The organism is Cytobacillus solani (assembly GCF_001420595.1).
Taxonomy (GTDB): domain Bacteria; phylum Bacillota; class Bacilli; order Bacillales; family Cytobacillaceae; genus Cytobacillus; species Cytobacillus solani.
The window spans coordinates 4,787,672-4,813,164 of sequence record NZ_LJIX01000006.1 but is presented as its reverse complement, the minus strand read 5'-3'; the positions used below and the strand labels follow the sequence as shown (position 1 = coordinate 4,813,164).

Below are 25,493 nucleotides of genomic sequence, written 5' to 3'. Positions count from 1 at the left end.
CTTTAGAAAAAGAATTCCTCAAAAAGATTTAGTTTCCTAAAAATGATTCCTTAAAGAAGGCAAGCTGTTTTTCAAGTGTAACTGGGTCAGTAAAGGAAGCACCATTCCCTTCCATTTCAAATACACGATTGTTTTTGACAGCAGGAATGTTTTTGTATGTTTCTGTTTCCTGGAATGAGCTATCGGCATCTGCATATTTACTGAAGACAATGTAGTCCCCGGCAAATTCTGGCAGTACCTCCGCTGATAATGTATAATACCCTTCTTTTAATGCCATTTCCTTTACTTTTTCAGGCATTTTTAGCTTCATAGATTGATATAAGATCTCAGTCCCACGTGCCCAGTTATCCCCAAAGACGTAAAGCTGTTTATCGTAGCCTTCGATGACAGTAACTGTTGCATCTTCACCAATTTTTGCTCGAATCTCTTCCCCAGCTGCTTCTGCTTGAGCTTTAAAGCCCTCTACCCATTCTTTTGCCTCGTTCTCTTTGTTTAAAAGCTTGCCAAGTTCTATATGCTGTGTGAGGTAATCTACTTTTCCCCATGTATATGTGACAGTAGGCGCGATTTCACTTAACTTATCGATGTTTTTACTAGTAGAACCAGCAATAATTAAATCAGGCTCTAATTCAATAATTTTCTCTAAGCTTTCATCTGAAACTTCTTCTACATCTTTTAACTCTTCTGCAAACGTTGGATTATTCTTAGACCACACGTCCACTCCAACAATGTTAACACCCAAACTAATGACATTTCCTGTGTACCCAGAAAGCAAAATAACTCTTTGTGGATTTGCAGGAACTTCGATTGGTCCATTTTCAGACTGATAAGTGATCGTGCCTGATTGTTCCTCTTTCGGTGCTTCAGCCTCTTTTTTATTTTTATCTTCTTTCACTTCAGATCCATTGCTGCAGGCACTAATAAGAAGCACCAGCAACAGTATAAACGGGACTAGTATTTTCTTCATTATTGTTTTCTCCTTTTACTAAATTATAAGTGATGCACATTGGTTTATTTGTACGAGGATCTTTTCCAATTTCAGCATCAATATTGAAAACTTGTTTAAGTACTTCATGATGAATGACATCTTCACAATGACCAGCTTTTACAACCTCGCCGTTTTTTAAGGCAATAATATAATCAGCAAATCGGGCAGCTTGATTTAAATCATGTAAAACCATGACAATTGTACGTTCCTGTTCTTTGTTTAGCTTTTGTAATAATTCTAGAACCTCTAGCTGATGGGCCATATCTAAATAGGTTGTAGGCTCATCAAGGAAGATGATTTCTGTTTCTTGTGCAAGGGCCATCGCGATCCATACACGCTGCCGTTGCCCGCCTGAAAGCGCATCCACAGGCCGGTATTTAAAGACAATCGTACCTGTCACATCAAGTGCCCAATCGATTACATCATAGTCTTTTTTGGTTAATCGGCCAAAACCTTTTTGATAAGGGAAGCGGCCATAAGAAACGAGTTCACCTACTGTTAACCCGTTTGCACTTTCGGGAGATTGGGGGAGAATGGCCATTTTCCTCGCCAGGATTTTCGTATTTTCTTTAGCAATATTTTCTCCATCCAACACAACAGTTCCTGATTGATGTGGAATAATTCTGGTTATAGCTTTTAGAAGGGTAGACTTCCCACAGCCATTTGATCCGATAATTGTTGTAATTTTTTTGTCTGGGATCTCAATGCTAAGGTTTTTTACAATTTTCTGTTCACCATAACCAATATTTATTTCATTTGTATACAGGCGAACCATTTGCCAACCTCCAATAAAATACGATAATTTTAGGATAGTGATAATGATTATCAATATCGTTTCTGAATCAAACTATAATTCTATTTTTTTTTTTTGTCAATCGTTATTTTTGTATTGCGAAAATAACGAAAAGGGGATATAGTTAAATGAGAATGATAATCAATAACATTTATGGTTTGGGGTGAGCGGAGATGGAACATCGGGAAATATACGATGTAACGGTAATTGGTGGAGGACCTGCAGGCCTTTATTCAACTTTTTATAGTGGATTGAGAGAAATGAAAACAAAGCTGATTGAATATCAGCCGCAATTAGGCGGAAAAATTCATGTATATCCAGAGAAAATGATATGGGATGTTGGAGGAATGACGCCAATTCCAGGTGCAAAGCTGATTGAACAACTTGTTGAGCAGGGGCTAACATTTAATCCAACCGTTGTTTTAAATGAAAAAGTACTCTCGATCACTCGTGATGAAGAAGAAGGCATATTCGTTTTATATGCTGCTTCAGATCAAAAGCACTATTCGAAAACAGTTATTGTTGCTGTTGGCGGGGGGATACTAAACCCGCTTAAGCTTGAGATTGAAGGGGCAGAAAGGTTTGAAGTATCAAATTTAAATTACACAATAAAGTCGTTAAAACGTTTTAAGGATAAAACAGTCATTATTTCAGGCGGAGGCAATTCAGCTGTTGATTGGGCAAATGAATTAGTGCCCATTGCGAAGAAAGTGTATGTAACCTGTAGAAAAGAGGCTTTAAAGGGGCATGAGGCACAGGTTTCCCAGTTATTGAGCAGCTCTGCTACATGTTTCTTCCATACAGAAATTACAAAGCTTATTGCTGATGCTAAGCATGAAGTAATTGAACGTGTTGAGCTTACAAATATGGAAACGGGTGAGGTCTCTTATTTGCCTATAGATGACGTCATTATTAATCATGGGTTTGAAAGAGATGCAGCATTGCTTGATAACAGTGAATTAAATATTGCCTTGGCAGATCAATATTATATATCAGGAAATTCAACTAGCGAATCTACTGTCCCAGGGCTTTATGCTGCTGGTGATATTTTAACATACGAAGGAAAAGTACATTTAATTGCAGGAGCATTCCAGGATGCAGTGAACGCAGTGAATAAAGCCAAGCAATTTATTGAACCTGATGCATATAGAGTTGGAATGGTCTCTTCGCATAATGATCTTTTTAAGAATCGCAATAAAGAACTAGTCAAGCAATTATTAAATTAATCGACTATTCATTCATATATTCTCTTCGAATAAAGTACTTCTATTAGGGAAATCTACATATGTACTTTTGATAAAAAGGAGAGATATAAATTGAAAAAGCGACAAAATGAAGTACAAGAACATGAAAAAGTAATTGCTGCACAAAACCAAGCAGGACAATTCAATCAAACAGATACTGAGTTTTCTCTGGATGAAAATGTGCAGGCAGCAGTAGCTAAAAGTATACAGAACCAAGCGAAAAATCAGCAGCCAACCTATCAGCCAAACAAACCAATATAAATGGATATAGAATCTGACACTAAGATGGTGTCAGATTTTTTTGTTGGGTTTGGCGAATATAATCAGTGTGACGGCGAATATATCATTTTTTTGTCCAATATATCGAGGTGGACGGCGAATATATTAGTGACGATGGTATAATTAGACATAAAGTGCAAGCGATATAAAGGGAGAAGAAACCATGGAATTAATTTATCTCAATGAAATGCTTAGGGGGATGGAAATGAAAGAAGCGGACGTAATTAAACAATTAAAGTCACCACATACAAGATCCAGTCTACATGAAAATTTCAAAAATCTTGGGATAGAAAAAGGGATGGTTGTTATTGTCCATTCCTCATTAAGTGCATTTGGCTGGGTTTGTGGAGGAGCCATTTCTGTTGTTCAAGCATTAATGGATACGATTGGTTCTGAGGGAACCATTGTGATGCCAACGCAGACAGCAGATGTCTCTGATCCCTCTGAATGGCAAATGCCTCCTGTACCAAAGGAGTGGTGGCCGATTATCCGTGAACATATGCCAGCATATGATCCGCAAATAACACCTACAAGGGGAATGGGGAAAATTGTTGAGGTATTTAGAACCTTTCCAGGGGTAAAAAGGAGTTCACACCCAACGTATTCCTTTGCGGCATGGGGAAAAAATGCCGAGTATATCTTATCTGAGCAGCCATTAGAAGAAGGATTTGGCCCGAAGTCTCCTTTAGCAAAACTATATGAATTAGATGGGCATATCTTGTTATTAGGTGTGGGACATGACAGCAACACCTCTTTGCATTTTGCAGAACACGCCATCCCGGATAGAGAAAAGGCTAAAAAGGGAACGGCACTTGTTGAAAATAACGTGCGTGTCTGGAAAACATATGAAGAGATTGTGTATGATTCTAATTGTTTTGCTGATCTAGGGGAGGACTTTGAGAAGACATATGCAGTGAGAAAAGCAGCTATTGGCTCAGCCGAATGCAAGCTGATGAAACAGCAGCCAATCATTGACTTTGCGCGGGAGTGGATGAAAAAGAAGGATCGTTTATGATAGAAAAAGTCCAATTCACCATGATTGGACTTTTTCTATTTATTCTTTTTTTCCCAAACCGTGCATGATAAATTGAATGGTGCGCTCCGTTTCAAGTTCATCATCCCATTCCAGATGAGGGAGCAGGACATAGCGAGATATTAAATAGCCAAGTATGGTAGTAATAGCTAGCCTCGCAACACTTTCTGGAGGCATTTCAATTAATTGTCCCTTTTCCTGATAGCCCTTAATGATAATGGAGACACGATCAAATATTTTTTTAGCAATTTGTTCTAGAAAGAGTTCTCTTAATTCTGGCTGAAAAGGGATCTCTTGAAGAAGGATTTTAATAACTGGCAGCAACTTTATTAAAACTTCTCTTCGATTTTCGATCGTCGCCTTCAAAAAGTCTTCCACCCGATCATATTGCCGGTCAAGCACTTTGTTAAAATCATTCACTACAAAAGGACCAATTAGGTTTGCCATAAGGGGGGCAACAATCGACATCAGCAGATCTTTTTTTGTCTTATAGTGCCGGAAAATCGTTCCTTCAGCTACCCCTGCCTTTTTGGCAATTTCACTCGTTGATGTGGCCGAATATCCCTTTTCTGAAAAGGATTCAATAGCGGCAACGATTATTTTTTTTTGTTTATCAGTTAATTTTTCCTCATCAAATAGCTGTTGGATCATCAATTCTTCTTCAGACATTGTTTACTCCTTTAAATTCCATTCTGCATACACTTATTTTAAATCATTTTAACGGAAATGGAAAAGTGAATAAACGGTTTAGATTTTTCGATACTTTTTTAGTGTAATGATATTTAGAATAATGAAGACAAGGGCAAAGCCTAATAGGACAAGCAAATCGAACAAGATGTCACTTAGTCCTAATCCTTTGTACATAACATCCACTAATGCATTGCCGGCGTAGTACATCGGCATTGCTTTTGCGATGATTTGAAGCCAGTCTGCCATGGCTTCGACAGGGAAGATTCCCGCGAAAAAGATTTGTGGAATGATTGCGATTGGGATAAACTGCATCATTTGAAATTCTGAATTTGCGAATGCTGATAGAAGGATGCCTAAAGACAGTGCAACTAAGGCGATTGTCAAATTAATTAAGATCACATTCCATAAGGACCCGACGAGCATGATGTCTAAAACTTTAACCGCATAAAAGACGACAATAATCGTTTGGATGATAGCAAATAATCCATATCCTAATAAATACCCAAAAACAATGTCTCTTCTTTGAATAGGTGTTGCCAGTAATCGGTCAAGAGTGCCAGTTGTCCGCTCACGCAATAGCGCAATCCCGGAAATAAGGAAGACGAAAAAGAAGACAAAGTAGCCGACTAATATCGGGCTTAACTGGTCAAAAAAGGTTGTTTCTTTATTGCCATATATATAAGCTGTATCAATCTCTGGTGCTTTTTTCTGTTCTAGCTTTTTTAGATCGCCAGGGACTTTATTCTGAATCTCTTGTATGAAAAGAGATAGTTTATTTGCCTGTTCCTTGGCGTTTTCAGCAGCAACTGCTTGTTGTACCTTCATTTTTAATACTTTTGCAGTAGAGGGATTTGCATTTAATAAGGTTAATTGAATGTCTTCATCTTCCATTTGAAGAACACCATCCAGCTCATCCTCGATCATGATTTTTTGTAAGTTATCTAGTTGGTCATACTGCAGAACAGTTACATCCATATTTCCCAATTGCTCAGTAAGTGGTTCATCGACATGATTGACACCAAGTCTTGGAGTGACCTCATTACTTGAAAGTAAATAATCGAGCAGAGTAAGAATCAGTAATGGGGCGATCATCATTAGGGCAAGCGCTCTTTTGTCACGTATCATTTGCTGGAAAATTCGCTTCACTAACGCTAATACTCTCATCCCTTTTTCCCTCCAGCTTTTAAGAATACTTCTTCTAGACTAGTAATGTTGTAATGTTCCTTTAACTCTGCTGGTGTCCCACTCGTGAGTATTTCCCCGTCCCTTACCATCGCGAGACGGTCACACTTTTCTGCTTCATCCATTACATGTGTTGTTACCAAAATCGTTTTTCCAGATGCCTTCAACCGGCGGATTTCTTTCCATATAGACTGTCTTAACTCAGGATCAATTCCAACAGTAGGTTCGTCTAATATAAGTACTTGTGGGTCTTGAATTAAAGCAACAGCGAGGGATAATCGCCGTTTCATTCCGCCTGAATAATCCTGGATTCTCTTTTTTAGATGCGGAGTTAGATTAACTAAATTTGCTGCATAAGAAATTCTCTCTTTTTGCTCTTGTTTATTTAATTTAAACAGGGAAGCAAAGAAGGCAAGGTTTTCTTCACCCGTTAAATCCGTGTATAGGGCATCGGCTTGTGCCATATAGCCAATTTTCTGCAGCAGGTTTAAGTTTGGAACAGGGGTATCTAATACATGGATATGTCCTTCTGACGGACGGTCCATTCCAACAATCAACTTCACTAAGGTTGTTTTTCCCGAACCTGAAGGGCCGATTAGACCGTATATTTGTCCGGACTCCACCGTTAAACTAATCTTATTTAATACAGCCTTCTTGCCAAAGCTTTTGCAGACATCTTTAATAACAATAGTTGAAGCCATTTGTAAGCCTCCTTTTATAAAGTGAGTGATTACTCACTTTTATTATAATCAAAACTAATTATAGGTCAATATAAGTTTGTAGGAATTATCATTCATGGCGCCCAAAATCAGGAGGGGAAAGCAAAACGGTAGCCAAGAAGTGTTCATGGCGCTCGAAAATAGGAGAAAAAATAAAACTGGTCGTCATGATCCATTCATGACGACCAAAATCAAAGGTAAAATGGCAAAACGAATTATTATAAGGCATTAGTTTGCTTCTACATGTCTCACTTTCACTCGATATACTTGATATAAAAGCAATGCAACAATCGACAGGATGATTCCAGAATAATAAGGCATCCCAATTGCTACGGAAAAGAGCCACCCGCCTAACGGAGGACCGGCGATTCTGCCGAGTGAATCGAATGAGGACAGAAGTCCGGTTGTGCTTCCATGTCCTGTTGTTGATCGTTTCGTTAACAGGGAGGAGACACTTGGGCGGATGAAGCCATTACCGATTCCAAATATCGTTAAATAAAGAGCGGCAGTTGCAAAATTATTAATGAATAGAATAAGGATAAATCCGATTGCCGAAATAATAATACCAAGCTGAATAACAAAGCCTTCGCCAAGCTTTTTAGTCAATCTTCCAACTAATCCGCCTTGTACAATCGCTGAGGCGAAGCCCATAATCATAAAAATATAGCCGAGCTTCACAGCACCTAATCCCGCCTTTTCAGAAGCGAAGTAAGCAAAGGTTGCTTCAAGGCCTGATAAGGATAAAGAAACGAACAACTGAAGGATAAACAGAATGGAAACAGGGCCATTGAAAGCCTTAAGTATGGATGTTTTCTTGCTTGTTTTACTCTTTCTATGTTCAGGTGTTAATGATTCTTTTAAAATACCCATAACAAAGAAAAATGTGAGTAAAGAGGAGGCGCCTGCGATATAGAAAGGAATATGTAAGCTTGCCTCAGAGAAGATTCCGCCTATTGCTGGACCAAAAATAAATCCAAGTCCTGTTGCAGCTCCGATGATCCCCATCCCTTTTCCGCGATCCTCTTCTGAGGTAATATCTGCCACATAAGCCATAACAGTTGGCATATTAGCAGAAGACAAGATCCCTCCAAGAATCCGGGCTACAAAAAGCATCCAAAGCTGTGTGGATACTGCCATTAAAAAGAAAGAAAGAGAAAGCCCGAAGATTCCAATCATGATGACTGGTTTTCTGCCGATTCGATCAGAAACTCGACCCCACATTGGTGCAAAGAGAAGCTGCATAAGAGAATAAACAGCCATTAATAATCCTAATTCAGTTGGTGTGGCACCAATTTCTTCCGCATAAAATGGCATGACAGGAATGATAATGCCAAAGCCCACCATGACAAGGAACATGATAGCAAACAAGATAGGCAAAGCTTTTTTCGTTTCCAAAATTAAGTTCACTCCAGTTAAATAACTTTTTTCGAATGTCATGAAAATTATACCATTAGCATCATGTTAAATAAAAACGAAGCAAACTTTTTAACGCAAGAAGCAAATAATTGATTTAATTATCTAAAAAATCAGTTAATATATTAATAAATAAAAAAATGATCGGATGATAAAAAGGGGCTGTTAAAAATGAAATATGATGCAATCGTAGTAGGAGCAGGTCTTGCTGGTTTGGTAGCGACAGCTGAGATGGCAGATGCAGGTAAAAAAGTACTGCTAGTAGACCAAGAACCTGAAAGCTCACTTGGGGGGCAAGCATGGTGGTCTTTTGGCGGATTATTTCTTGTTGATTCACCAGAGCAGCGGAGATTAGGCATAAAAGATTCAAAAGAGCTGGCATGGCAGGATTGGTTAGGAACGGCTGGTTTTGACCGAGAGGATAACGAAGATTATTGGGGGAGAAAATGGGCTGAGGCGTATGTTGGTTTTGCAGCATGGGAGAAGCGTGCATGGCTGTATGATATGGGTGTACGTTTTTTTCCAATTGTCGGCTGGGCCGAAAGGGGCGGTTATCTGGCAGAAGGACATGGGAACTCAGTACCCCGTTTCCATATTGTATGGGGGACAGGTCCAGGTCTAGTGGAACCATTTGAACGACGTGTAAAAGAGCATATGAAGAATGGGTTGGTTGAGTTTCGTCCGCGTCACCGGGTCGACCATCTATTAAATAGTGGTCCTTCAGTAGTTGGAATAAGCGGATCTGTTCTTGTGCCTAGTTCAGCAGCCCGCGGGGAAGCGAGCTCAAGAGAGGTAATCGGTGAGTTTGAATATCGTGCAAAGGCAGTGCTAATTACAAGCGGCGGTATTGGCGGGAATCATGACCTCATCCGCAAAAACTGGCCCAGCCGTCTTGGGAAGCCGCCAAAGAATATGCTGTCAGGTGTGCCTGCACATGTGGATGGCCGGATGCTGTCGATTACAGAAAAAGCAGGAGGTAGAATTGTTAACCGTGATCGCATGTGGCATTACACAGAAGGGATAAAGAATTGGGATCCTATTTGGGATAAGCATGGAATTCGAATTCTCCCAGGGCCATCGTCCATATGGCTGGATGCTAGAGGGAGGCGTTTTTCAGCCCCGAATTTTCCAGGGTTTGATACATTAGGAACTTTAGAGGCGATCCAAAAGACAGGATATAGCTATTCTTGGTTCATATTGACCCAGAGGATTATTGAACGTGAATTTGCCCTTTCTGGTTCAGAGCAAAACCCAGATTTAACAGGGAAAAGTATTAAAAAGGTATTATCTAGAGTTTTGCCTGGTGCTCCTGGTCCTGTCCAAGCATTTATGGATAAAGGAGAGGACTTCGTTATTGCCAATCATTTGTCTGATCTCATTGAAGGGATGAATAAACTAACAGACGAAAATTTGCTGGATTTTGCAGAGATTGAGCGGCAAATTAAGGCAAGAGATCGAGAAATCGATAATAAATTTACGAAGGACCTGCAAATTACTGCTCTTCGAGGTGCCCGCCAATATATAGGGGATAAATTAATTCGTGTAGCAGCTCCACATAAAATCCTTGATCCTAAAAATGGCCCTTTAATTGCTGTTCGGTTAAATATCGTTAGCCGAAAAACTTTAGGGGGGCTACAAACAGATTTATCGGGTCAAGTATTGAATGATGCAGGAGAAGCCATTCCAGGGCTGTATGCGGCAGGAGAGGTTTCTGGCTTTGGCGGAGGAGGAATTCATGGCTATCGCGCATTAGAGGGGACATTTGTCGGTGGGTGTCTTTTCTCTGGGCGGGAAGCTGGCCGCGCCATTGCATCAAAAGTGTGAAAGACAAAATAAGTCTAGTAGAAGTATAAAAAATGGGTTGTGCTGTGCGCACCACCCATTTTCTATTGTTATTTAAATTCAACGCGTGCTTCATAGCCAAGCTGTTGAAAGAAATGACTTAATACCTTTACTGCACTATCCTCTGCTTTCGTTAATAATCCGATATTTTCAGCTTCTTTTATAATCTCAGTCTGTGCTTTTGCAGCAAGGTCATACCCCTCGTCCCATTTCACTTCACTTCTAAACAGGCCTTCCTCAGAGTACGTTTGTACTTTGTCCATGTTAATAGATGGATCTTGGATCAATGCCGCATGCGGAAGAGTTAGTTTAATTTCTTTGTTTTCCTCATCAATTACAAAGTTTTCATCCGTAACTGTTTGCAGATCAACACCAGCAAGTACTGTTGCAGGAACAATGAGAAGTACCGTCCTTTTTGTACCGGGGAAATTCACACTGATTTCTTTATTAAATAGTTTATTATCTTCTTCTTTGATCACTGTTGTGACAACAGCCTGTGCGGTAGCTAAGGTTGCCAATTCTTGAACGCCTTCAACAATATTAATTGTTTCGCTTTGGTAGGTGCTGCCAGTAAACAATTTTAAATAGGTAAACGCACCTAAGCTGCCTATTAAAAAAACGATAATAGCAATCAATAAAACTCGTAACTTAAAAGACTTGCCAAATGAGGGAAATGGGATAGAAGATCTTTTTCTCGTTCCCATCGCTATGGATGCTGCTGCTTCTCTGCTTCCAGCAAGGATTTCCTCCTTGGCTGCGCTCGTATCTTTTATATGTGCCATATGGATCCTCCTTGTCGAATATTGAAAATGGGCTATATATTATATACATTCGTTTTCTATGAAAAGTTTCTACTTCATTATAATTTATTTCCTTCCAATTGTGTGGGAAATGAAATAAGTGGCAGTAGAATCAATTTACAGCAAAAGAAATATCCAAAAATTTACCGTTGCATGAATACAAGAAATCATGTAATCTGTTACTTATTCAAATAGATCGTTTATATCTTCTTATCCAGAGAGATGGAGGGACTGGCCCGATGATATCTCGGCAGCGGAACTGTAGGAAACTAGAGTTGCTGTGCCAAATCCAGCAAGCAAATGTGCTTGAGAGATAAGAGGAGTGTTTTATAAATTCGTTTATAAGGCCTCTTCTTGCTGTGGTGAGAAGAGGTCTTTTGTTATGTTCGAAGGAAAATTTTACGGAGGTGCACTTTATGGAACTGGGTAAAAAAGGGAACCCGTGGGCGCTGCTGCCTTTCGTGGTCTTTTTAATATTATTTATTGGAACAGGAATTGTGACGGGAGATTTTTATAAGTTTCCTGTCATTGTTGCCATTGCAATCTCTGGTGCAGTTGCATTAGTAATGAATCGAAAGGAAACGTTCAGTAATAAAGTAGATATTTTCTGCAAAGGGGCAGGAAACTTAAATGTGATGCTTATGGTTATCATTTTCCTCCTAGCAGGAGCGTTTTCAGAAGTGGCTAAGGGGATGGGGGCAGTTGATTCGACAGTAAACTTTGCGCTTTCAGTCATCCCGCAAAACCTATTAATGGTCGGAATATTTATTATTGCCTGCTTTATTTCTCTTTCGATGGGAACATCGATGGGGACGATTGTTGCACTTGCTCCAATTGGAGTTGGAATAAGTGAGCAAACAGATATTTCATTGGCGCTTTCCATGGCGGCCGTTATTGGCGGATCTATGTTTGGTGATAATCTTTCCTTTATATCTGATACAACAATTACTGCTGTTCGTTCACAAAATACACAAATGAAGGATAAATTTAAAGTGAACTTCTGGATTGTCTTACCGGCAGCCATTGTGACATGTGTCATCCTAGGCATTGTGACAATGGGAGAAAATGCCGAAATTACGCAACATTCCTATCACTTAGTAAAAATTCTTCCATATGTTTTAGTCATTATTTTTGCCTTAATTGGGATGAATGTTTTTCTTGTCTTGGCATTAGGAATTGGATTAGCAGGAGTTGTTGGATTGGCGGATGGAAGCTATCAAATGATGCCATTGGTTCAAAAGGTTGGAGAAGGAATGGCTGGAATGTATGAGATTTCCTTTCTAGCTATTTTGATAGCTGGTATGGTAGAGGTAATTAAGCATAATGGCGGGATCGACTTTTTGCTTCATAGAGTAACCCGAAATATCAAATCCAAAAAGGGAGCAGAGTTTGGCATTGCTGGACTTGTCGGACTAACTGATTTATCAACTGCCAATAATACGATTTCAATTTTGATTGCGGGACCGCTTGCCAAAAATATTGCCGATCAATATGAAATTGATCCGCGAAAATCGGCTAGTCTCTTAGATATTTTCTCATGCTGTGTACAGGGGTTAATTCCGTATGGAGCACAAATCCTAGTTGCTGCAGGTGTTGCTAGTATTTCACCAGTAAGCATTCTGCCTTTCTCTTATTATCCGATTCTAATAGGAATTTGTGGTGTAGCAGCCATACTCATTGGCTATCCAAATTTTAAAAAAGAAAAAAGCGTTTGATATGTTATACTATTCTGAAAAGGGGGTAGTATAATGGAGAAAAAAGTAGTAAATGCTGTTCAAGATATTTATCCGGATGATTTTGCTTGGTGCTATGGCTGCGGCCGTCTGAATGAAGATGGGCATCATTTTCGCACAGGCTGGCAAGGGGAACAAACAATGACAGTCTATACACCAGAAAAAGAACATAAGGCCATTCCTGGCTTTGTTTATGGCGGATTAATTGCTTCACTCATTGACTGCCATGGAACAGGTTCTGCTTCATTAGCGCTCCATCGTAAAAATGGACATGAAGTAGGGGATGGTGCTGAGCCACCGCGTTTTGTTACAGCATCCTTGAAGGTTGACTTTGTGAAGCCAACTCCAGATGGTGTGCCATTAACAGCGATAGGGACAGTGACAGAAATCCATCCGAAGAAATGGAAAGTCGATGTAGAGGTATTTGCCAATGATGCGGTATGTGCTCGCGGAGAAGTGGTTGCTGTAGTTATGCCAAGTTCATTTAAAAAACAAGATTAATAATAGAGAGAGTATAAAAATCTAAAGGCTGTCTAAAAAGTCACTCATTCATGAACTTTTTAGACAGCCTATTTTTGCAAACAACTTATAATAATGGTAATAATATTTCTACTCTCGTTCCATTGGAAGAGCTATCAATGTGTAGATTTCCTTTATGCTCTTCAATAATATTTTTACATATCATTAAGCCTAATCCTGTTCCTTGTTCTTTTGTTGTAAAAAAGGGTTCTCCAATTTTACTTAATAGGTGTTCTGGTATGCCGCTGCCTTGATCAACGATTTGTATCATAATCGTATCTGTGTGATGCTTACGGATTTCAATTGTTATTCTTCCGCCCTTTTCCATTGCTTCAATTGCATTTTTTAGGAAGTTGATAAACACTTGTTTTAATTGATTCTCATTGCACTTGATGAGCGGTAAGTTTGGTTCGATGCTTTTGATTAATTCAATGCTATTTAAATTGGATTGTGTTTTTAATAGTGTAATGACATGATTGATAATAACTTCTATATTCTTTCGTTCATATTTGATTTGCTGTGGTCTTGCAAGTACTAATAGCTCATTAAGAATGGTTTCAATTCGATTGATCTCTGAACTGATCACATCAAAATACATCTTACTGCCTTTCAGATCCTTCTCCATCATTTGAAAAAAACCTTTAATGGCGGTTAAAGGGTTTCTAACTTCATGAGCAATGCCCGCGGCTAATTGCCCGGCAATGGTAAGCTTTTCAGAATTAATGATTAAATCCTGCGTTTGTTTTCGTTCACTAATATCTCTCATTATGACATGAACCGCTGGATTGTCCTGGTAAATGGTAGGGATTGTTTTCAGTTCCACATCAATTACTTTCCCATCCATTCGAATAAATCGTTTTTCGATGGGTCCGATTGAACCATTATGCATATCACGCTGTTTTAAGCGTTGGTGGTCATCGGGGTGAACAAAATCATAGATGGGTCGTCCAACAATGTCACTCTTTCCCTTAAAACGAAGCATTTCAACACCTGTTTGATTAATGAAGAGGCAGCGTTCATCTCTTAAAATAATCACACCATCAGGAGACTCCTCTACAATGCGATGGTACCTATCTTCCCCTTCTCGCAGCTTTTCCTCTGTTCGCCTTCTGTTAGAAATGTCCTGAATTTGACTGATATAAAAAATGGGGTTTTGCTGTTCATCTCTTACTAAGGAGACGCTCATTAATGCCCATATTTCATACCCTTCCTTATGTATATAACGTCTTTCTGAATGGTAGGAATGCTCTTTCCCATTTAATAATAAATGAACTATATGTAAATCGTTTTCTGAGTCGTCTGGATGAGTGATATCAAATATTTTTAATTTTAGCATCTCCTGTTCTTCATAGCCAAGGATGCTGCATAGCGCTTGATTTACCTTTAATAGTTCGCCATCATTTGCTGCTATTAATGCCATTCCAATTGCAGAATTCTCAAAAGCCTGGATAAATAATTGCGGATGATCTAAAGTAATCTTTCCCAGCATTCATATGTACCCCTCATTTGTTGTTTTATGGCTATCAAAGTTAATTAGACAAGGATATGACAGATAAGCTACTATAATAAATATGTCAACTTCTATGATAGCACTTTTTCTTAGATATAAGTCAAAATTTTCAAAGTATACATATTAATTTTTAAGAGTATTTTCTCAATTATATTATTTTATAAAAATATATATTCCTTTCATAAAGGGGGGAACAACATGGCGCAAGGAAAGACAAATGCCATGCGTATTCTTGATTCAAAAAAGCTTTCCTATGAATTAATCACCTATGATAACCAGGATGGAAAAATTGATGGGCTGTCAGTGGCTGAAAAAATAAATCGGGATCCGAAATGGGTATATAAAACACTTGTTGCCTATGGAAGCAGTAACCAAGTATATGTATTTATTATTCCAGTAGGAGATGAGCTTGATTTAAAAAAGGCAGCAAAAGCTGCAGGTGAGAAGAAAATGGAAATGATCCCCGTTAAGGATATACAGAAGCTTACAGGCTATATTCGTGGAGGATGCTCACCTGTTGGGATGAAGAAGCAATATCCAGCATTTATTGCCGTACAGGCAATGACATTGGAAAGAATGGTTGTCAGTGGAGGCAGAATTGGCTTGCAAATGGAAATGAATCCTGAGGACTTAATGCAAGCTATTCAGGGAAAACAAGCAGATATTTGTAAAACTGTATAGTGAAATTTTAGTATAGGATGCCTGCAAGATTTGTAGGCATTCTTTTTTTGAATTCAATGCAAATGCTCGATAAAGTACTCAAAATGCTAGATAAACCATGAGAATAGCTCGATAAAATAATCAAAATGCTAGATAAACTAAAAAACTAGCCCGATAAAGTTGAAAAATGCTCCATATGAAATTCTATTTAATTGGGCATTCACCCATGAACCCCATTTTGCATATCGTAAAGGTGAAAGCAAATCAGCTAAATACGGGAAAGGACGTGTAAAAGTGGCTGGAAAGATAAAAAATTACTTTGCCGGCGGAAATACAGCCCGTGGTTTTTATAGCTTGTATGAATCAAATCTGCAAGGACTTAATCGCATCTTTATATTAAAAGGCGGTCCTGGAACAGGAAAGTCCTCTTTAATGAAAGCAATTGGAACGGAATGGGCGGATAAGGACTATGATATAGAATATCTTCATTGTTCTTCAGATAATGACTCCATTGATGGAGTTTTGATTCCAGAACTAAGAGTAGGCATCGTCGATGGAACAGCCCCACATGTCATAGAGCCTAAGGCGCCTGGTGCGATTGAGGAATATGTGAATCTTGGAGAGGCATGGGATTCAAAGGCACTTGCTAATCAGAAGGAAAGTATTCTTAAAATTAGCAATGAGGCTAGTAAATCATTTGAAGCTGCATATAGTACATTTGAAGAAGCATTAAAGATACATGATATTTGGGAAAATATTTATTTTGATCATATGGATTTTAGTAAGGCGGATCAGCTTACAAACAAGTTGATTGCTGATTTTTATGGAAATATCTATTTAAATAAGCAATCCGATGTGAGGCATCGATTCTTAGGAGCAGCAACACCAAAGGGTGCGGTGGACTTTGTCCCCAATTTAACAGAGGATTTGCCAAAGCGATATTTTATTAAAGGCCGAGCGGGAACAGGAAAATCAACCATGCTGAAAAAACTAGCTTCTGAGGCTGTAAATAGGGGACTGGATATTGAAATTTATCATTGTGGCTTCGATCCTCATAGCTTAGATATGTTAATTATACGTGAGCTTGGTATAGCTATATTTGATAGCACAAGCCCACATGAATATTTTCCAAGTCTGGCTGGGGACGAAATCATCGATACGTATGAGGAATTTGTCACTCCGGGAACGGATGAAATTTTTGCAGAACAAATTAATGAGATAAGCAAGCAGTATAAGGCAAGAATGAAAGAAGCGATCTCTTATCTGGCACAGGCAAAGGAACACCGTGATAAATTAGAAGCAATTTATATAGAAGCAATGGATTTTTCAGTCGTTGACCTCCTGAAAAACAATATCCGAAAAGAAATCTCCAATATGGTGCCAAGCACCGCTCTTTGACAAATGGATGATTTAATATCGTTAGGATGGACACTAAATATATATTGAAATTAAATAGAAACAGTCAAACACACAAATAGGCTACTGGCATACATTAAATGGAATGCATGAAGAGAGGAGAATAAAATCAATGGATTATCGAAACTACCCTTATTCATTTCCTTATAATGTTGAAGGTCCAATAATGGATGAAAGAATTTTCCCTGGTGGAGGAGGGGGAATGCCAGGCTTCCCACCTGGATTTCCGCCAGGATTCCCGCCAGGGCAGGGCCAACCGGGTCAACAGCAAGGAGGAGGCCAGCAGGATGGACCACCCTCTTCGCCCCCGCCATCCTTTACACCACAAATGCAGCAGCAATCATCCTTTGGTACATTTGCAGTAGACCCAGGAGCTATTAGAGGTTGTTTACGCCGTTTTACTTACATCTGGCTTGAAAACGGACGGAGTTTTTGGTTTTTCCCAACATTTGTAGGAAGAACCTCAGTAGCTGGCTGGCGCTGGAGAGGTTTCCGCTGGGTATTTTATGGAACAGATCTCAACAGAATCCGTTCCTTTCAATGCTTTTAAACAAAAAGACGGACTTCTAAGGTCCGTCTTTTTGTTATAGTCTAGGAAATTATAAAATCGAATGTTGTGGATAACTTTGGAGAAAGGAAATTGTCTAGCTCCAGCGCCTATCGCCTATCAAACTTCAGGTCTCCTCCCTACGATAAGTCAACATCGGTTCGCTCACTCACCGTGTTTCCTTTATCTCAGTCGAAGCCCTTCCAATTTGTACGGCGATGATCAAGGCGCTTGCGCTTTTCTTATTAAAAGATAATATGGGCAGCCAATACAATGACCGGCAATGTAATGATCGTTCTTTCTAAAAAGATGATAAACAGATCTTTCAATGAAACCGGGATTTTCGAACCTAGTAAAAGTCCGCCAACCTCTGACATATAAATAAGCTGTGTAACAGATACAGCAGCAATAATAAAGCGGGTCATTTCACTCTCGATGGATGCACCAATGACCGATGGAAGAAACATATCGGCAAACCCGACAATTAATGTCTCAGACGCAGCCTTTGCTTCTGGAACCTGCATAATTTCAAGCAGCGGAATAAACGGGATGCCAAGAAATTTAAATATCGGTGTATACTCTGCAAGAATTAGTGCGATTGTACCGAGTGCCATAACAATGGGGGCTACACCCATCCACATATCAAGAATATTTTTAGATCCTTGCTCGAAGAATCTTTTAATGTTTTGATTCTCTTTTGCTTTATCAACAGCTTGGACAACGCCCCAGCTAAATGCTGTGTACCCTTTTGGAACGGATTCATCCAATTCCGTTTTTTTATCTCCGATGTACGTATCTGGCTTTCTTGAAAGTGGCGGAATTCTTGGACAAATAATTGCTGCCACTAATCCTGCTAAAGTTACAGTCAAATAAAACGGACCAAATAAATGACCTAAATTAACCTGAGAAATAACCACTAGGGCAAATGTAATGGAGACGACGGAGAACGTCGTACCAATAATCGCCGCTTCCCTCTTCGTATAATACCCCTCTTCGTACTGTTTGCTCGTAAGCAAGACACCAATTGTACCATCGCCAAGCCATGAAGCAATACAATCGATAGATGATCTTCCTGGAAGCTTAAAAATTGGGCGCATGACCTTTGTTAGCATGGAACCGAAAAATTCTAGAAGACCGTAGTCTAACAATAAAGGAAGAAACAAGCCGGCAAATAAAAATACAGAGAAAAGGACAGGAAGCAAATCATTTAGCAGCAAACCGCCCGTGTTTTCTGACCAAATAAACTCAGGGCCAATTTTAAAAAATGCGGCAATCACAAATAGAGTCCCGAGTATTCTTGCTCCAAACCAGACAGTCGGCACATTAAATAAACTATTGAAAAAAGGACGATTAATGATAAATGCCGGTTTGAAGAGTTTTGCGACAACTGTACCTAACAGCGTTAAAATAATGATGACAGTCATAATTGCTGGCAGATAGGCAGCAAGTACATCTTGAATCCACCCTGAAAGAATAGCAATAGGGATGGTAATCTCATCATTATATTTTAACGGAACGATAAATAGGCTAATCCCGATAAGGGAAGGAATAAGAAATTTTAATACATCTAAAGGAGTGACTTTCTTTCTAGTTGTGTCAATCAAAACAATCACCTTTGTTAGTTATATTTATAAGACAAAATTCATTTTAATTCATATTCATAGAAATGCCAACCTTTTTTATTTAGCTTCCACTGTTTCCCTTCTTTTATTTGCAGAAAATGTCATTCACACCTAATTAAATTGAATTATGTTAAAATATTTAAAAGTCAGACAAAAAGAGGTGGGAAGGTGCCCAAATTTCACGTTTACTGGATCTTTACGAAAAAAGCCTTTCTTCGTTCAGCCGTGTACCGGTTTGATGTTTGGTCAAGGTTAGGCTCTAATCTTATTTTCCTTCTCATGTGGGGTTCGATTTGGACTGCCCTTTATGCAGGAAGGGAAGAAGCAGGCGGCATCAGCTTTCAAGCTATGCTGACTTATATTGTTGTCAGCCAATTTTTGACTGGAGTGAATGGAGCCGGTACACCTTTATGGGAAATTCAGGAGAAGGTAAGAACAGGTGACATTGCTTTAGAACTAATGAGGCCCTTTAATGTTCCGTTAAGGTACCTATTCGCTGATTTTGGCAGTGTCACTTTCTATATTGTTACAGCTCTCTTGCCTATATATGCAATTTTATTTATTTTTATGGATTTTACGCTGCCAACGGATATAATCACTTGGGTAAGTTTTATTGCTGCAGCATTCATCGGTTTTTTAATTAGGTACTGCATTGAAATGTCCTTCGGTCTGCTCTCTTTCTTTTTAGTGGAGACAGGTGGAATTGAGGATATTTTTTACTTTGCAATGTCCCTGCTCTCAGGCTCTGTTATTCCGCTATGGTTTTTCCCAGAGTGGCTGGCAAAAATAGCTGCCTATCTGCCTTTCCAAGGAATCTATTACATACCCAATGCTATTTTTATCGGGGAAATTGCCGGAGGGGAAATCTTGCTTTCTATTGGCTTGCAGATTTTCTGGTTAATTATTTGCTATTTTCTATTAAGACTTGTTTGGAATAGAGCCTCACATAAAGTTGTTGTACAGGGAGGTTAACAAATGGCTGCAATTAAATATGTGAATCTCTACTTTAAGTTAATTTCAGCAGGAATTCGTGCACAAATGCAGTACCGGTTTGCATTTATCATGAGGATTATCGGTTTAATTACTGCTTATACGGGTACGGCAGTCACGATGTGGGTGATGCTCTATCAGTTTCAGGTGCTTGGTTCATGGACCTTTTTTGAAATGCTTTTTCTTTACGCGATTGCCATCCTCTCTTGGGGCTTTTGTGTCATCCTCTTTTTACATTTTCGCAGTCTGGATACATATATTCTAAACGGAACATTCGACCGCTTTTTGGTCAGACCGATTAATCCCTTTTTCCATTTCATGGCGATGAAGTTTGATATGGCCTCATTCGGGCAGTTTATTTTTAGTCTAATTATCTTTATTTGGGTGAGTCTTGAATTACATATTGAGTGGTCCAGCGGAAAAGTGCTGTTTTTACTCGCTTCCATTATTGGAGGCATTCTCATCCAGGGTGGCATGCTCGTATTGATTTCGGCGATAGCCTTTTGGACAACGAAATCTCAGCAGTTCTACTGGGTTGTGATGTATCCGGCAAGAAATTTAACAAATTATCCGCTAGTTATATATCCGAAAATTGTGCAATGGATAGCAGCGTTTGTAGTTCCATTTGGATTTGTAAACTATTTTCCTGCGGCAGTTATTTTAGAAAAAGGAACGCCATTTTTTCCTGTGAGTATCGGCTATTTTTCCCCACTAGTAGGTCTTGTATTCTTTATGATTGCCTATTGCGTTTGGATGCTCGGATTAAGCCGGTATAAGAGTACAGGCTCATAAGATTAGGAGGAAGTAAGGATGCCGATTATTGAAGTAGAGAATGTAAGAAAGGATTTCATGATTGCAAAAAGGGAAACAGGAATGATGGGAGCTTTAAAAAGCTTAATTAAGCGGGAATATATGAGGAAAGAGGCTGTTAAAGATATTAGTTTCTCCATTAATGAAGGAGAGATTGTAGGCTATATCGGTCCAAATGGGGCCGGAAAGTCCACAACCATAAAAATGCTAACCGGAATTCTCGTCCCTAGCTCCGGGAATGTTCTAGTTAATGGGCTTGTGCCATATGAAAATAGGCAGGAGAATGCGAAAAGTATTGGCGTTGTTTTCGGGCAGCGATCACAGCTATGGTGGGATTTGCCAACGATTGAATCCTTTGAACTATTGAAAGAAATCTATCAAGTGTCCAATCAGTGCTATAAGAAGAATATGGACACGTTTACAGAAATTCTTGGTCTGGATGAGTTTCTGAACACACCTGTAAGGCAATTATCCCTTGGACAAAGGATGCGGGCTGATATCGCAGCTTCATTACTGCATGATCCGCCTATTCTATTTCTTGATGAACCGACGATTGGCCTTGATGTGGTTGCAAAAGAGAAAATGCGGACATTCATTAAAGAAATTAATCATGAACGAAAAATTACTGTTATCCTGACGACACATGATATGGAGGATATTGAAAAGTTATGTGAGCGGATGATCCTGATTGATCATGGCATGAAGGTGTACGATGGAGAAATAGCCATGATAAAGGAAAGGTTCGGGAAAATCCGCACACTTATTGTTGATTTAGAAGAGTCTCTGCATAGTTTACAGCTATTGGGTGGAGAGGTATGTAAAGAGGAAGGAAACCGCTATTGGATTAAATTTAATCGTGATGAAGTATCAGCTTCCGAATTAATCGCCCAAATTACAAAGACTCATAGTGTGAAAGATTTAACCGTGGAAGAGCCTGCGATTGAATCCATTATTAGCCGAATCTATCAGGAGGGGTATAAGGATCTTCAGGTAAGTGCGAAAGTATAATAAAGGTAGAGGATGACAGCAAAAGATCTAAATTGACTGTCACCCTCATGTGTAAGAAAAATTATTAATGCATAACTTGTTCACCAAGCTGCTGCTCTGCCAGCTTCCTATACAATTCATGTGATTCAAGCAATTCATGATGTGATCCAGTACCTGTAATACGTCCGTCCTCGATTACTGCGATTTGGTCTGCTTCAACAATCGTCGATAAACGATGGGCGATGACAAGCGTAGTCCTTCCAGCCATTAATTGCTGTAATGCCTGTTGGACGAGATGCTCTGAGGCGCTGTCAAGATTAGAGGTGGCCTCATCTAGAAGGAGGATTTTGGGGTTGCGAATTAATGCCCTAGCGATAGCAATTCTTTGCCGCTGACCACCAGAAAGCTTCATTCCTCTCTCCCCAACTTCTGTTTCAAACCCTTTCGGCAGCCGCTCGATAAATTCTGCAGCGTTGGCAAGCTCAGCTGCTTGCTGGATTTCTTTATCCGATACTTGATGTTCGATTCCATAACAGATGTTTTCTCTTATTGTTCCTGACATAAGGGGACTTTCCTGTGAAACATAGCCAATCTGGCTTCTCCAAGAGTAGAGATTAAAGGCTGTAATATTCGTTTCGCCAAGGAGGATTTCACCTGATTCAGGCTTGTAAAATCGCTCAAGCAGTGCAAATAAAGTAGTTTTGCCGCTCCCGCTCGGTCCGACAAAAGCAGTTGTTTTTCCAGATGGAACGGTTAAGTTCATATTTTTAATAATTGGATTTTCCTTATAGGCGAATGAAAGATTATGAAAAGTAAGGTCCATTGCTGAATTTTCAACAGCGCGAGTTTGCAGTGATGTCTCTTTCTCAATGCCAAGAATCTCTTGAATTCGTTCCGTTGCCCCAACAGCCTTTTGAAAAGCGGTAAAAAAGGAGGCCATCTGTGTGAAGGGAACAACAATTTGAAACATGTAGATAATAATTGCCACAAGGGAGCCTGCTGAGAGGGCACCTGATGCTACTTGAACGCCTCCATAACCGATTAAAATGACGAGCACGAGCATCATGATAAACGTCATAAAAGGTGAAATGACTGCTTGAATTTTAGCCTCTCTTAAACCGAACTGGAAAAGATGCTGGATGCCTAAATTCCCTTTTCGTTTTTCTGTATTCTCTGCATGGTAGGCCTTCACAAGGCGAATATCCGCCAAAACACGCCCAAGGTTTCCTGAGAAATCGGCCATTTCATCTTGAGTAGACTTTGAAATTTTATACATTTTTTGTCCGAGCGGCATGATGATAACGATTGAAATGGGCACGGAGATAATCATAATAAGCGTCATTTTCCAATCAATTAATAGGAGGATGATGATGGAACCGATAATGGATATGAGCCCAGTTAAAAAAGTGATTAAATGCTGCGTGATAAGATTTTTGACAATATTGGTGTCCTGTGTCACTCTGCTCATCGTTTCACCTGATTGATGCTGGTCGAAAAACGGAATAGGAAGAGATAAGACTTGCTCCCATAGCCGTTTTCTTATGGATGCAACAATTGCTTCCCCGATATAAGTCATAAAGTAGAAGGAAAACCCGGAAGAAACGGTTTGGATAATAAAAGCTGCTGCCAGCAGGATAATTAACGAGGCCTCAAGAGCCGATGCTGCCAGCTGATCAACAAGTGCCTTTGTAAAAAGCGGAACAATTAAACCTGCTCCGGTCTCGATTAAGCTTAAAAATATGGCGAGAATAAAGATCCACTTTGGCGGGTTTGCTTCCTTTAATAATTGCCAAAATGCCTTCCAATTCGTGGAGGTTATCTCTTTATTAGCTGGTTTCGTTTCCATCAAATATCACACCTTTCCTTTTTAAATAAACCTCCATTGCTTTCCCAACCCATTCTTCTTCTTCCGGTGTAAATGGAGAGGGGAATAATTTAGGATCATCTTCAATTTCAACCTGTCTATTAATCAAATCTTGAATCAGCTCTAATGATCCTCCTAATACATCTTCCGCAATGTCCATATAGTCCTGAATTAATCCTTGTACTTTGTCACTTTCAGGATTTTGCCCAACTGCTTCCTTCATTTTAGTGAAAAGAAAAGCAGTTCTTGCATTTAACTCCTGTTGTTTTTCCTCCGATATGTTATATAAAACTTCTACTTTACTCTCGGGGATAAGCCCTTTTAGCCATTCTTTATGCTCATCCTCCATTTGGATATTATTAATTAACGATATAAAGATGGAGGAGTTAACCGTTCCTTGATCCTCCATAATATGAAGAGCATGGTCCAAGGCGCGGATGACGCGTTCAATATGCTCTTTTCTTTGCACCATTTCCTGTTTTTGAAAAGCAAGCGAGTCCTTTAAATCCCAATCCTTTAAATGGAGGAACTCACTAATTTTTTCTAAGGAATAGCCCAAAAATTTCAGTGCAACAATTTTTTGCAGTTGAATGATGTCATTATTCGAATAATATCTCCTCCCAGAAGGAGAGACTAAGGTAGGTTTAAGCAAATGAATCTCATCATAATAACGAAGGGCTCGGATGGTCGTTCCTGTTTTTTTTGCAAACTCACCAATGGAATATTTTTCAGCCATGATTATGCCTCCAATCTTCTTTCTACTATTATCATAAAACCTAACGTAACGGGAGAAGCAAGAAGAAATTTACATTTCATTCATCAATATTTTCAGAAAAGTGTTATAATAAAGAAGAGGGAGTGATGATTATGTGGTTTTTAGTCATTCTTTGTGTTTCTTTGCTTGGCATCGGGTTTCTTGTAGACTGGTGGAATAAAAAGAACGGAATAAGAAATTTTGATCCTGAAGAAAATGCGAAGCATGTTTCAGAATCTGAGAGAGCCTATATCGAATCCCATATGCATAATATAAAAAATGACCATAGTAATGGGCCGTTTTAATTTATCGGGCGTGACTGCTAAAAGCGGTGATGCCTTTTCTTATTAATAATGAATGTTTTATATCGTTTCTAGGTACAATGAAGGAATATGATGAAAAAGGGGTAAGTAGTTGATGCTACACGTATTAGTCGATTTATTTGAGCAAAACAGAGATCAGGAAAAAGCGATCCCCATGCAAAATTACATGAAAAATCATTTTCCGTTTCTCGGTATTAAAACAACAGAAAGAAGAAGCTTAGTGAAACAATTTTTTGAAGAAAGTGGAATCTTAAAGAACGATTTTCAGGCGGACTTTGTTCTTGCTTTATGGAAAAAGGATGAAAGGGAATATCAGTATGCTGCATTGGATTATATCGAGAGGTCAATGAAAAAGCTGGAGAAACGACATCTTCCTTTTTTAGAGCAGCTGATTACCTCTAAATCATGGTGGGATACGGTGGATGTCCTTGCCCCTAAACCCGTTGGATCGATTGCTTCCGAGCATCCGGAGGTCATTGAAGAGAGGATAGAAAATTGGGCTTATGGTGATCATTTATGGCTGCGCCGTTCAGCTATTCTCTTTCAGCTCAAATATAAAGCTCGTACAGATGAAGAGCTTTTATACCGCTATATTGTCCAAAATAAAGAGAGCAAGGAGTTCTTTATCCAAAAAGCGATTGGCTGGGCACTGCGGGAATACTCAAAAACAAATCCCGCTTCAGTAAGAATCTTTATTGAATCAACAGCCTTGCCTAATTTAAGTGTCAGGGAAGGAAGCAAATATATTTAATCTTTAAGTTAATACATTAAAAAG

General features: G+C 39.2%; 25 protein-coding genes and 1 riboswitch. Of the genes, 14 read left to right on the top strand and 11 right to left on the bottom strand.

All coding sequences use genetic code 11. The features are described 5' to 3' along the window. Positions 1–28: 28 nt before the first annotated feature. A complete protein-coding gene (locus AN957_RS25685; RefSeq protein WP_053478436.1) occupies positions 29–967 on the bottom strand; it encodes an iron-hydroxamate ABC transporter substrate-binding protein in 939 nt (312 codons plus the stop codon). Beyond that, positions 918–1,763, bottom strand: coding sequence for an ABC transporter ATP-binding protein (locus AN957_RS25680; protein WP_053478437.1), 846 nt, complete (start codon positions 1,761–1,763; stop codon positions 918–920). Before AN957_RS25680 ends, AN957_RS25685 begins: the two co-directional genes overlap by 50 nt. Before the next feature lie 191 nt (positions 1,764–1,954). Between AN957_RS25680 and AN957_RS25675 the strand changes: the two genes are divergently transcribed. The 3 genes from AN957_RS25675 (at position 1,955) to AN957_RS25665 (ending at position 4,319) form a co-directional block, all read left to right on the top strand. Continuing rightward, complete coding sequence (locus AN957_RS25675; protein WP_056686892.1) at positions 1,955–3,007, top strand: NAD(P)/FAD-dependent oxidoreductase; 1,053 nt, start codon at positions 1,955–1,957, stop codon at positions 3,005–3,007. A gap of 90 nt (positions 3,008–3,097) precedes the next feature. Beyond that, positions 3,098–3,286, top strand: coding sequence for a hypothetical protein (locus AN957_RS25670; protein ID WP_053478439.1), 189 nt, complete (start codon positions 3,098–3,100; stop codon positions 3,284–3,286). Positions 3,287–3,509: 223 nt separating this feature from the next. Continuing rightward, the gene (locus AN957_RS25665; protein ID WP_056687331.1) at positions 3,510–4,319 is read left to right on the top strand and encodes an AAC(3) family N-acetyltransferase; all 810 of its coding nucleotides are present in this window, start codon (positions 3,510–3,512) and stop codon (positions 4,317–4,319) included. A gap of 39 nt (positions 4,320–4,358) precedes the next feature. On the opposite strand, the gene AN957_RS25660 is transcribed toward AN957_RS25665, so the two are convergent. The 4 genes from AN957_RS25660 to AN957_RS25645 form a co-directional block, all read right to left on the bottom strand. After that, entirely contained in the window at positions 4,359–5,006 is a 648-nt protein-coding gene (locus tag AN957_RS25660; RefSeq protein ID WP_056686889.1) for a TetR/AcrR family transcriptional regulator, read from the bottom strand. A gap of 78 nt (positions 5,007–5,084) precedes the next feature. Further along, complete coding sequence (locus AN957_RS25655) at positions 5,085–6,191, bottom strand: ABC transporter permease (RefSeq protein ID WP_056686886.1); 1,107 nt, start codon at positions 6,189–6,191, stop codon at positions 5,085–5,087. After that, on the bottom strand, positions 6,188–6,910 hold the full coding sequence (locus AN957_RS25650; protein ID WP_056686883.1) for an ABC transporter ATP-binding protein: 723 nt from the start codon (positions 6,908–6,910) through the stop codon (positions 6,188–6,190). The genes AN957_RS25655 and AN957_RS25650 overlap by 4 nt, the downstream gene beginning before the upstream one ends. A 246-nt stretch (positions 6,911–7,156) precedes the next feature. Next, the gene (locus AN957_RS25645) at positions 7,157–8,323 is read right to left on the bottom strand and encodes an MFS transporter (RefSeq protein WP_053478443.1); all 1,167 of its coding nucleotides are present in this window, start codon (positions 8,321–8,323) and stop codon (positions 7,157–7,159) included. A gap of 189 nt (positions 8,324–8,512) precedes the next feature. Between AN957_RS25645 and AN957_RS25640 the strand changes: the two genes are divergently transcribed. Beyond that, the gene (locus AN957_RS25640; RefSeq protein ID WP_056686881.1) at positions 8,513–10,165 is read left to right on the top strand and encodes an FAD-binding dehydrogenase; all 1,653 of its coding nucleotides are present in this window, start codon (positions 8,513–8,515) and stop codon (positions 10,163–10,165) included. Positions 10,166–10,233: 68 nt separating this feature from the next. Here the strand turns inward: AN957_RS25640 and AN957_RS25635 are convergent, their stop codons facing one another. Continuing rightward, positions 10,234–10,965 (bottom strand): DUF4230 domain-containing protein, encoded by a 732-nt coding sequence (locus tag AN957_RS25635; protein ID WP_056686877.1) that lies wholly within the window; start codon positions 10,963–10,965, stop codon positions 10,234–10,236. 225 nt (positions 10,966–11,190) lie between these two features. Beyond that, positions 11,191–11,303: riboswitch (SAM riboswitch) on the top strand. 96 nt (positions 11,304–11,399) lie between these two features. Here AN957_RS25635 and AN957_RS25630 point away from each other — a divergent pair. Then, positions 11,400–12,698, top strand: coding sequence for a Na+/H+ antiporter NhaC family protein (locus AN957_RS25630; protein ID WP_056686874.1), 1,299 nt, complete (start codon positions 11,400–11,402; stop codon positions 12,696–12,698). Positions 12,699–12,731: 33 nt separating this feature from the next. Next, a complete protein-coding gene (locus AN957_RS25625) occupies positions 12,732–13,217 on the top strand; it encodes a PaaI family thioesterase (RefSeq protein WP_053478447.1) in 486 nt (161 codons plus the stop codon). An 85-nt stretch (positions 13,218–13,302) separates the two neighbouring features. On the opposite strand, the gene AN957_RS25620 is transcribed toward AN957_RS25625, so the two are convergent. Further along, on the bottom strand, positions 13,303–14,724 hold the full coding sequence (locus AN957_RS25620; RefSeq protein WP_053478448.1) for a PAS domain S-box protein: 1,422 nt from the start codon (positions 14,722–14,724) through the stop codon (positions 13,303–13,305). A 219-nt stretch (positions 14,725–14,943) separates the two neighbouring features. Between AN957_RS25620 and ybaK the strand changes: the two genes are divergently transcribed. The 3 genes from ybaK (at position 14,944) to AN957_RS25605 (ending at position 17,371) form a co-directional block, all read left to right on the top strand. Then, positions 14,944–15,426, top strand: coding sequence for a Cys-tRNA(Pro) deacylase (ybaK, locus tag AN957_RS25615; RefSeq protein ID WP_056686871.1), 483 nt, complete (start codon positions 14,944–14,946; stop codon positions 15,424–15,426). A 273-nt stretch (positions 15,427–15,699) separates the two neighbouring features. Further along, positions 15,700–16,803: a PRK06851 family protein gene (locus AN957_RS25610; RefSeq protein WP_053478837.1), complete on the top strand. Its 1,104-nt coding sequence runs from the start codon at positions 15,700–15,702 to the stop codon at positions 16,801–16,803. Positions 16,804–16,933: 130 nt separating this feature from the next. Beyond that, positions 16,934–17,371, top strand: a complete 438-nt coding sequence (locus AN957_RS25605; protein ID WP_053478450.1) for a hypothetical protein — start codon at positions 16,934–16,936, stop codon at positions 17,369–17,371. 242 nt (positions 17,372–17,613) lie between these two features. Here AN957_RS25605 and AN957_RS25600 read toward each other — a convergent pair whose 3' ends face one another. Further along, a complete protein-coding gene (locus AN957_RS25600; protein WP_056687328.1) occupies positions 17,614–18,969 on the bottom strand; it encodes a YjiH family protein in 1,356 nt (451 codons plus the stop codon). Between the two features lie 189 nt (positions 18,970–19,158). Between AN957_RS25600 and AN957_RS25595 the strand changes: the two genes are divergently transcribed. The 3 genes from AN957_RS25595 to AN957_RS25585 are packed head-to-tail and all read left to right on the top strand — an operon-like array spanning position 19,159 to position 21,798. Next, positions 19,159–19,962 (top strand): ABC transporter permease, encoded by an 804-nt coding sequence (locus tag AN957_RS25595; protein WP_056686868.1) that lies wholly within the window; start codon positions 19,159–19,161, stop codon positions 19,960–19,962. A gap of 3 nt (positions 19,963–19,965) precedes the next feature. Continuing rightward, positions 19,966–20,772 carry an ABC transporter permease gene (locus AN957_RS25590; protein ID WP_053478452.1) on the top strand — a complete coding sequence of 269 codons (807 nt, stop codon included), beginning with the start codon at positions 19,966–19,968 and terminating at the stop codon, positions 20,770–20,772. Positions 20,773–20,790: 18 nt separating this feature from the next. Further along, positions 20,791–21,798 carry an ABC transporter ATP-binding protein gene (locus AN957_RS25585; RefSeq protein ID WP_056686865.1) on the top strand — a complete coding sequence of 336 codons (1,008 nt, stop codon included), beginning with the start codon at positions 20,791–20,793 and terminating at the stop codon, positions 21,796–21,798. Between the two features lie 64 nt (positions 21,799–21,862). Here the strand turns inward: AN957_RS25585 and AN957_RS25580 are convergent, their stop codons facing one another. Both AN957_RS25580 and AN957_RS25575 read right to left on the bottom strand, forming a co-directional pair. Beyond that, on the bottom strand, positions 21,863–23,623 hold the full coding sequence (locus AN957_RS25580) for an ABC transporter ATP-binding protein (RefSeq protein WP_053478454.1): 1,761 nt from the start codon (positions 23,621–23,623) through the stop codon (positions 21,863–21,865). Then, positions 23,604–24,377: a MerR family transcriptional regulator gene (locus tag AN957_RS25575; RefSeq protein ID WP_056686863.1), complete on the bottom strand. Its 774-nt coding sequence runs from the start codon at positions 24,375–24,377 to the stop codon at positions 23,604–23,606. Before AN957_RS25575 ends, AN957_RS25580 begins: the two co-directional genes overlap by 20 nt. A 125-nt stretch (positions 24,378–24,502) precedes the next feature. Between AN957_RS25575 and AN957_RS25570 the strand changes: the two genes are divergently transcribed. Together AN957_RS25570 and AN957_RS25565 are read left to right on the top strand one after the other, a co-directional pair. Further along, entirely contained in the window at positions 24,503–24,700 is a 198-nt protein-coding gene (locus AN957_RS25570) for a hypothetical protein (RefSeq protein WP_245637816.1), read from the top strand. A gap of 112 nt (positions 24,701–24,812) precedes the next feature. Continuing rightward, positions 24,813–25,469, top strand: a complete 657-nt coding sequence (locus AN957_RS25565; protein WP_172797677.1) for a DNA alkylation repair protein — start codon at positions 24,813–24,815, stop codon at positions 25,467–25,469. The last annotated feature ends 24 nt before the right edge of the window (positions 25,470–25,493 follow it).

Bases quoted from the DNA above. Each gene is read 5' to 3' on its own strand.
- AN957_RS25590 (WP_053478452.1), top strand. From the start codon at position 19,966: ATGGCTGCAATTAAATATGTGAATCTCTACTTTAAGTTAATTTCAGCA.
- AN957_RS25680 (WP_053478437.1), bottom strand. From the start codon at position 1,763: ATGGTTCGCCTGTATACAAATGAAATAAATATTGGTTATGGTGAACAG.
- AN957_RS25635 (WP_056686877.1), bottom strand. From the start codon at position 10,965: ATGGCACATATAAAAGATACGAGCGCAGCCAAGGAGGAAATCCTTGCT.
- AN957_RS25565 (WP_172797677.1), top strand. From the start codon at position 24,813: ATGCTACACGTATTAGTCGATTTATTTGAGCAAAACAGAGATCAGGAA.
- AN957_RS25655 (WP_056686886.1), bottom strand. From the start codon at position 6,191: ATGAGAGTATTAGCGTTAGTGAAGCGAATTTTCCAGCAAATGATACGT.
- AN957_RS25570 (WP_245637816.1), top strand. From the start codon at position 24,503: ATGATTATGTGGTTTTTAGTCATTCTTTGTGTTTCTTTGCTTGGCATC.
- AN957_RS25660 (WP_056686889.1), bottom strand. From the start codon at position 5,006: ATGTCTGAAGAAGAATTGATGATCCAACAGCTATTTGATGAGGAAAAA.
- AN957_RS25580 (WP_053478454.1), bottom strand. From the start codon at position 23,623: ATGGAAACGAAACCAGCTAATAAAGAGATAACCTCCACGAATTGGAAG.
- AN957_RS25675 (WP_056686892.1), top strand. From the start codon at position 1,955: ATGGAACATCGGGAAATATACGATGTAACGGTAATTGGTGGAGGACCT.
- AN957_RS25650 (WP_056686883.1), bottom strand. From the start codon at position 6,910: ATGGCTTCAACTATTGTTATTAAAGATGTCTGCAAAAGCTTTGGCAAG.
- AN957_RS25620 (WP_053478448.1), bottom strand. From the start codon at position 14,724: ATGCTGGGAAAGATTACTTTAGATCATCCGCAATTATTTATCCAGGCT.
- ybaK (WP_056686871.1), top strand. From the start codon at position 14,944: ATGGCGCAAGGAAAGACAAATGCCATGCGTATTCTTGATTCAAAAAAG.
- AN957_RS25640 (WP_056686881.1), top strand. From the start codon at position 8,513: ATGAAATATGATGCAATCGTAGTAGGAGCAGGTCTTGCTGGTTTGGTA.
- AN957_RS25585 (WP_056686865.1), top strand. From the start codon at position 20,791: ATGCCGATTATTGAAGTAGAGAATGTAAGAAAGGATTTCATGATTGCA.
- AN957_RS25665 (WP_056687331.1), top strand. From the start codon at position 3,510: ATGAAAGAAGCGGACGTAATTAAACAATTAAAGTCACCACATACAAGA.
- AN957_RS25625 (WP_053478447.1), top strand. From the start codon at position 12,732: ATGGAGAAAAAAGTAGTAAATGCTGTTCAAGATATTTATCCGGATGAT.
- AN957_RS25685 (WP_053478436.1), bottom strand. From the start codon at position 967: ATGAAGAAAATACTAGTCCCGTTTATACTGTTGCTGGTGCTTCTTATT.
- AN957_RS25575 (WP_056686863.1), bottom strand. From the start codon at position 24,377: ATGGCTGAAAAATATTCCATTGGTGAGTTTGCAAAAAAAACAGGAACG.
- AN957_RS25630 (WP_056686874.1), top strand. From the start codon at position 11,400: ATGGAACTGGGTAAAAAAGGGAACCCGTGGGCGCTGCTGCCTTTCGTG.
- AN957_RS25605 (WP_053478450.1), top strand. From the start codon at position 16,934: ATGGATTATCGAAACTACCCTTATTCATTTCCTTATAATGTTGAAGGT.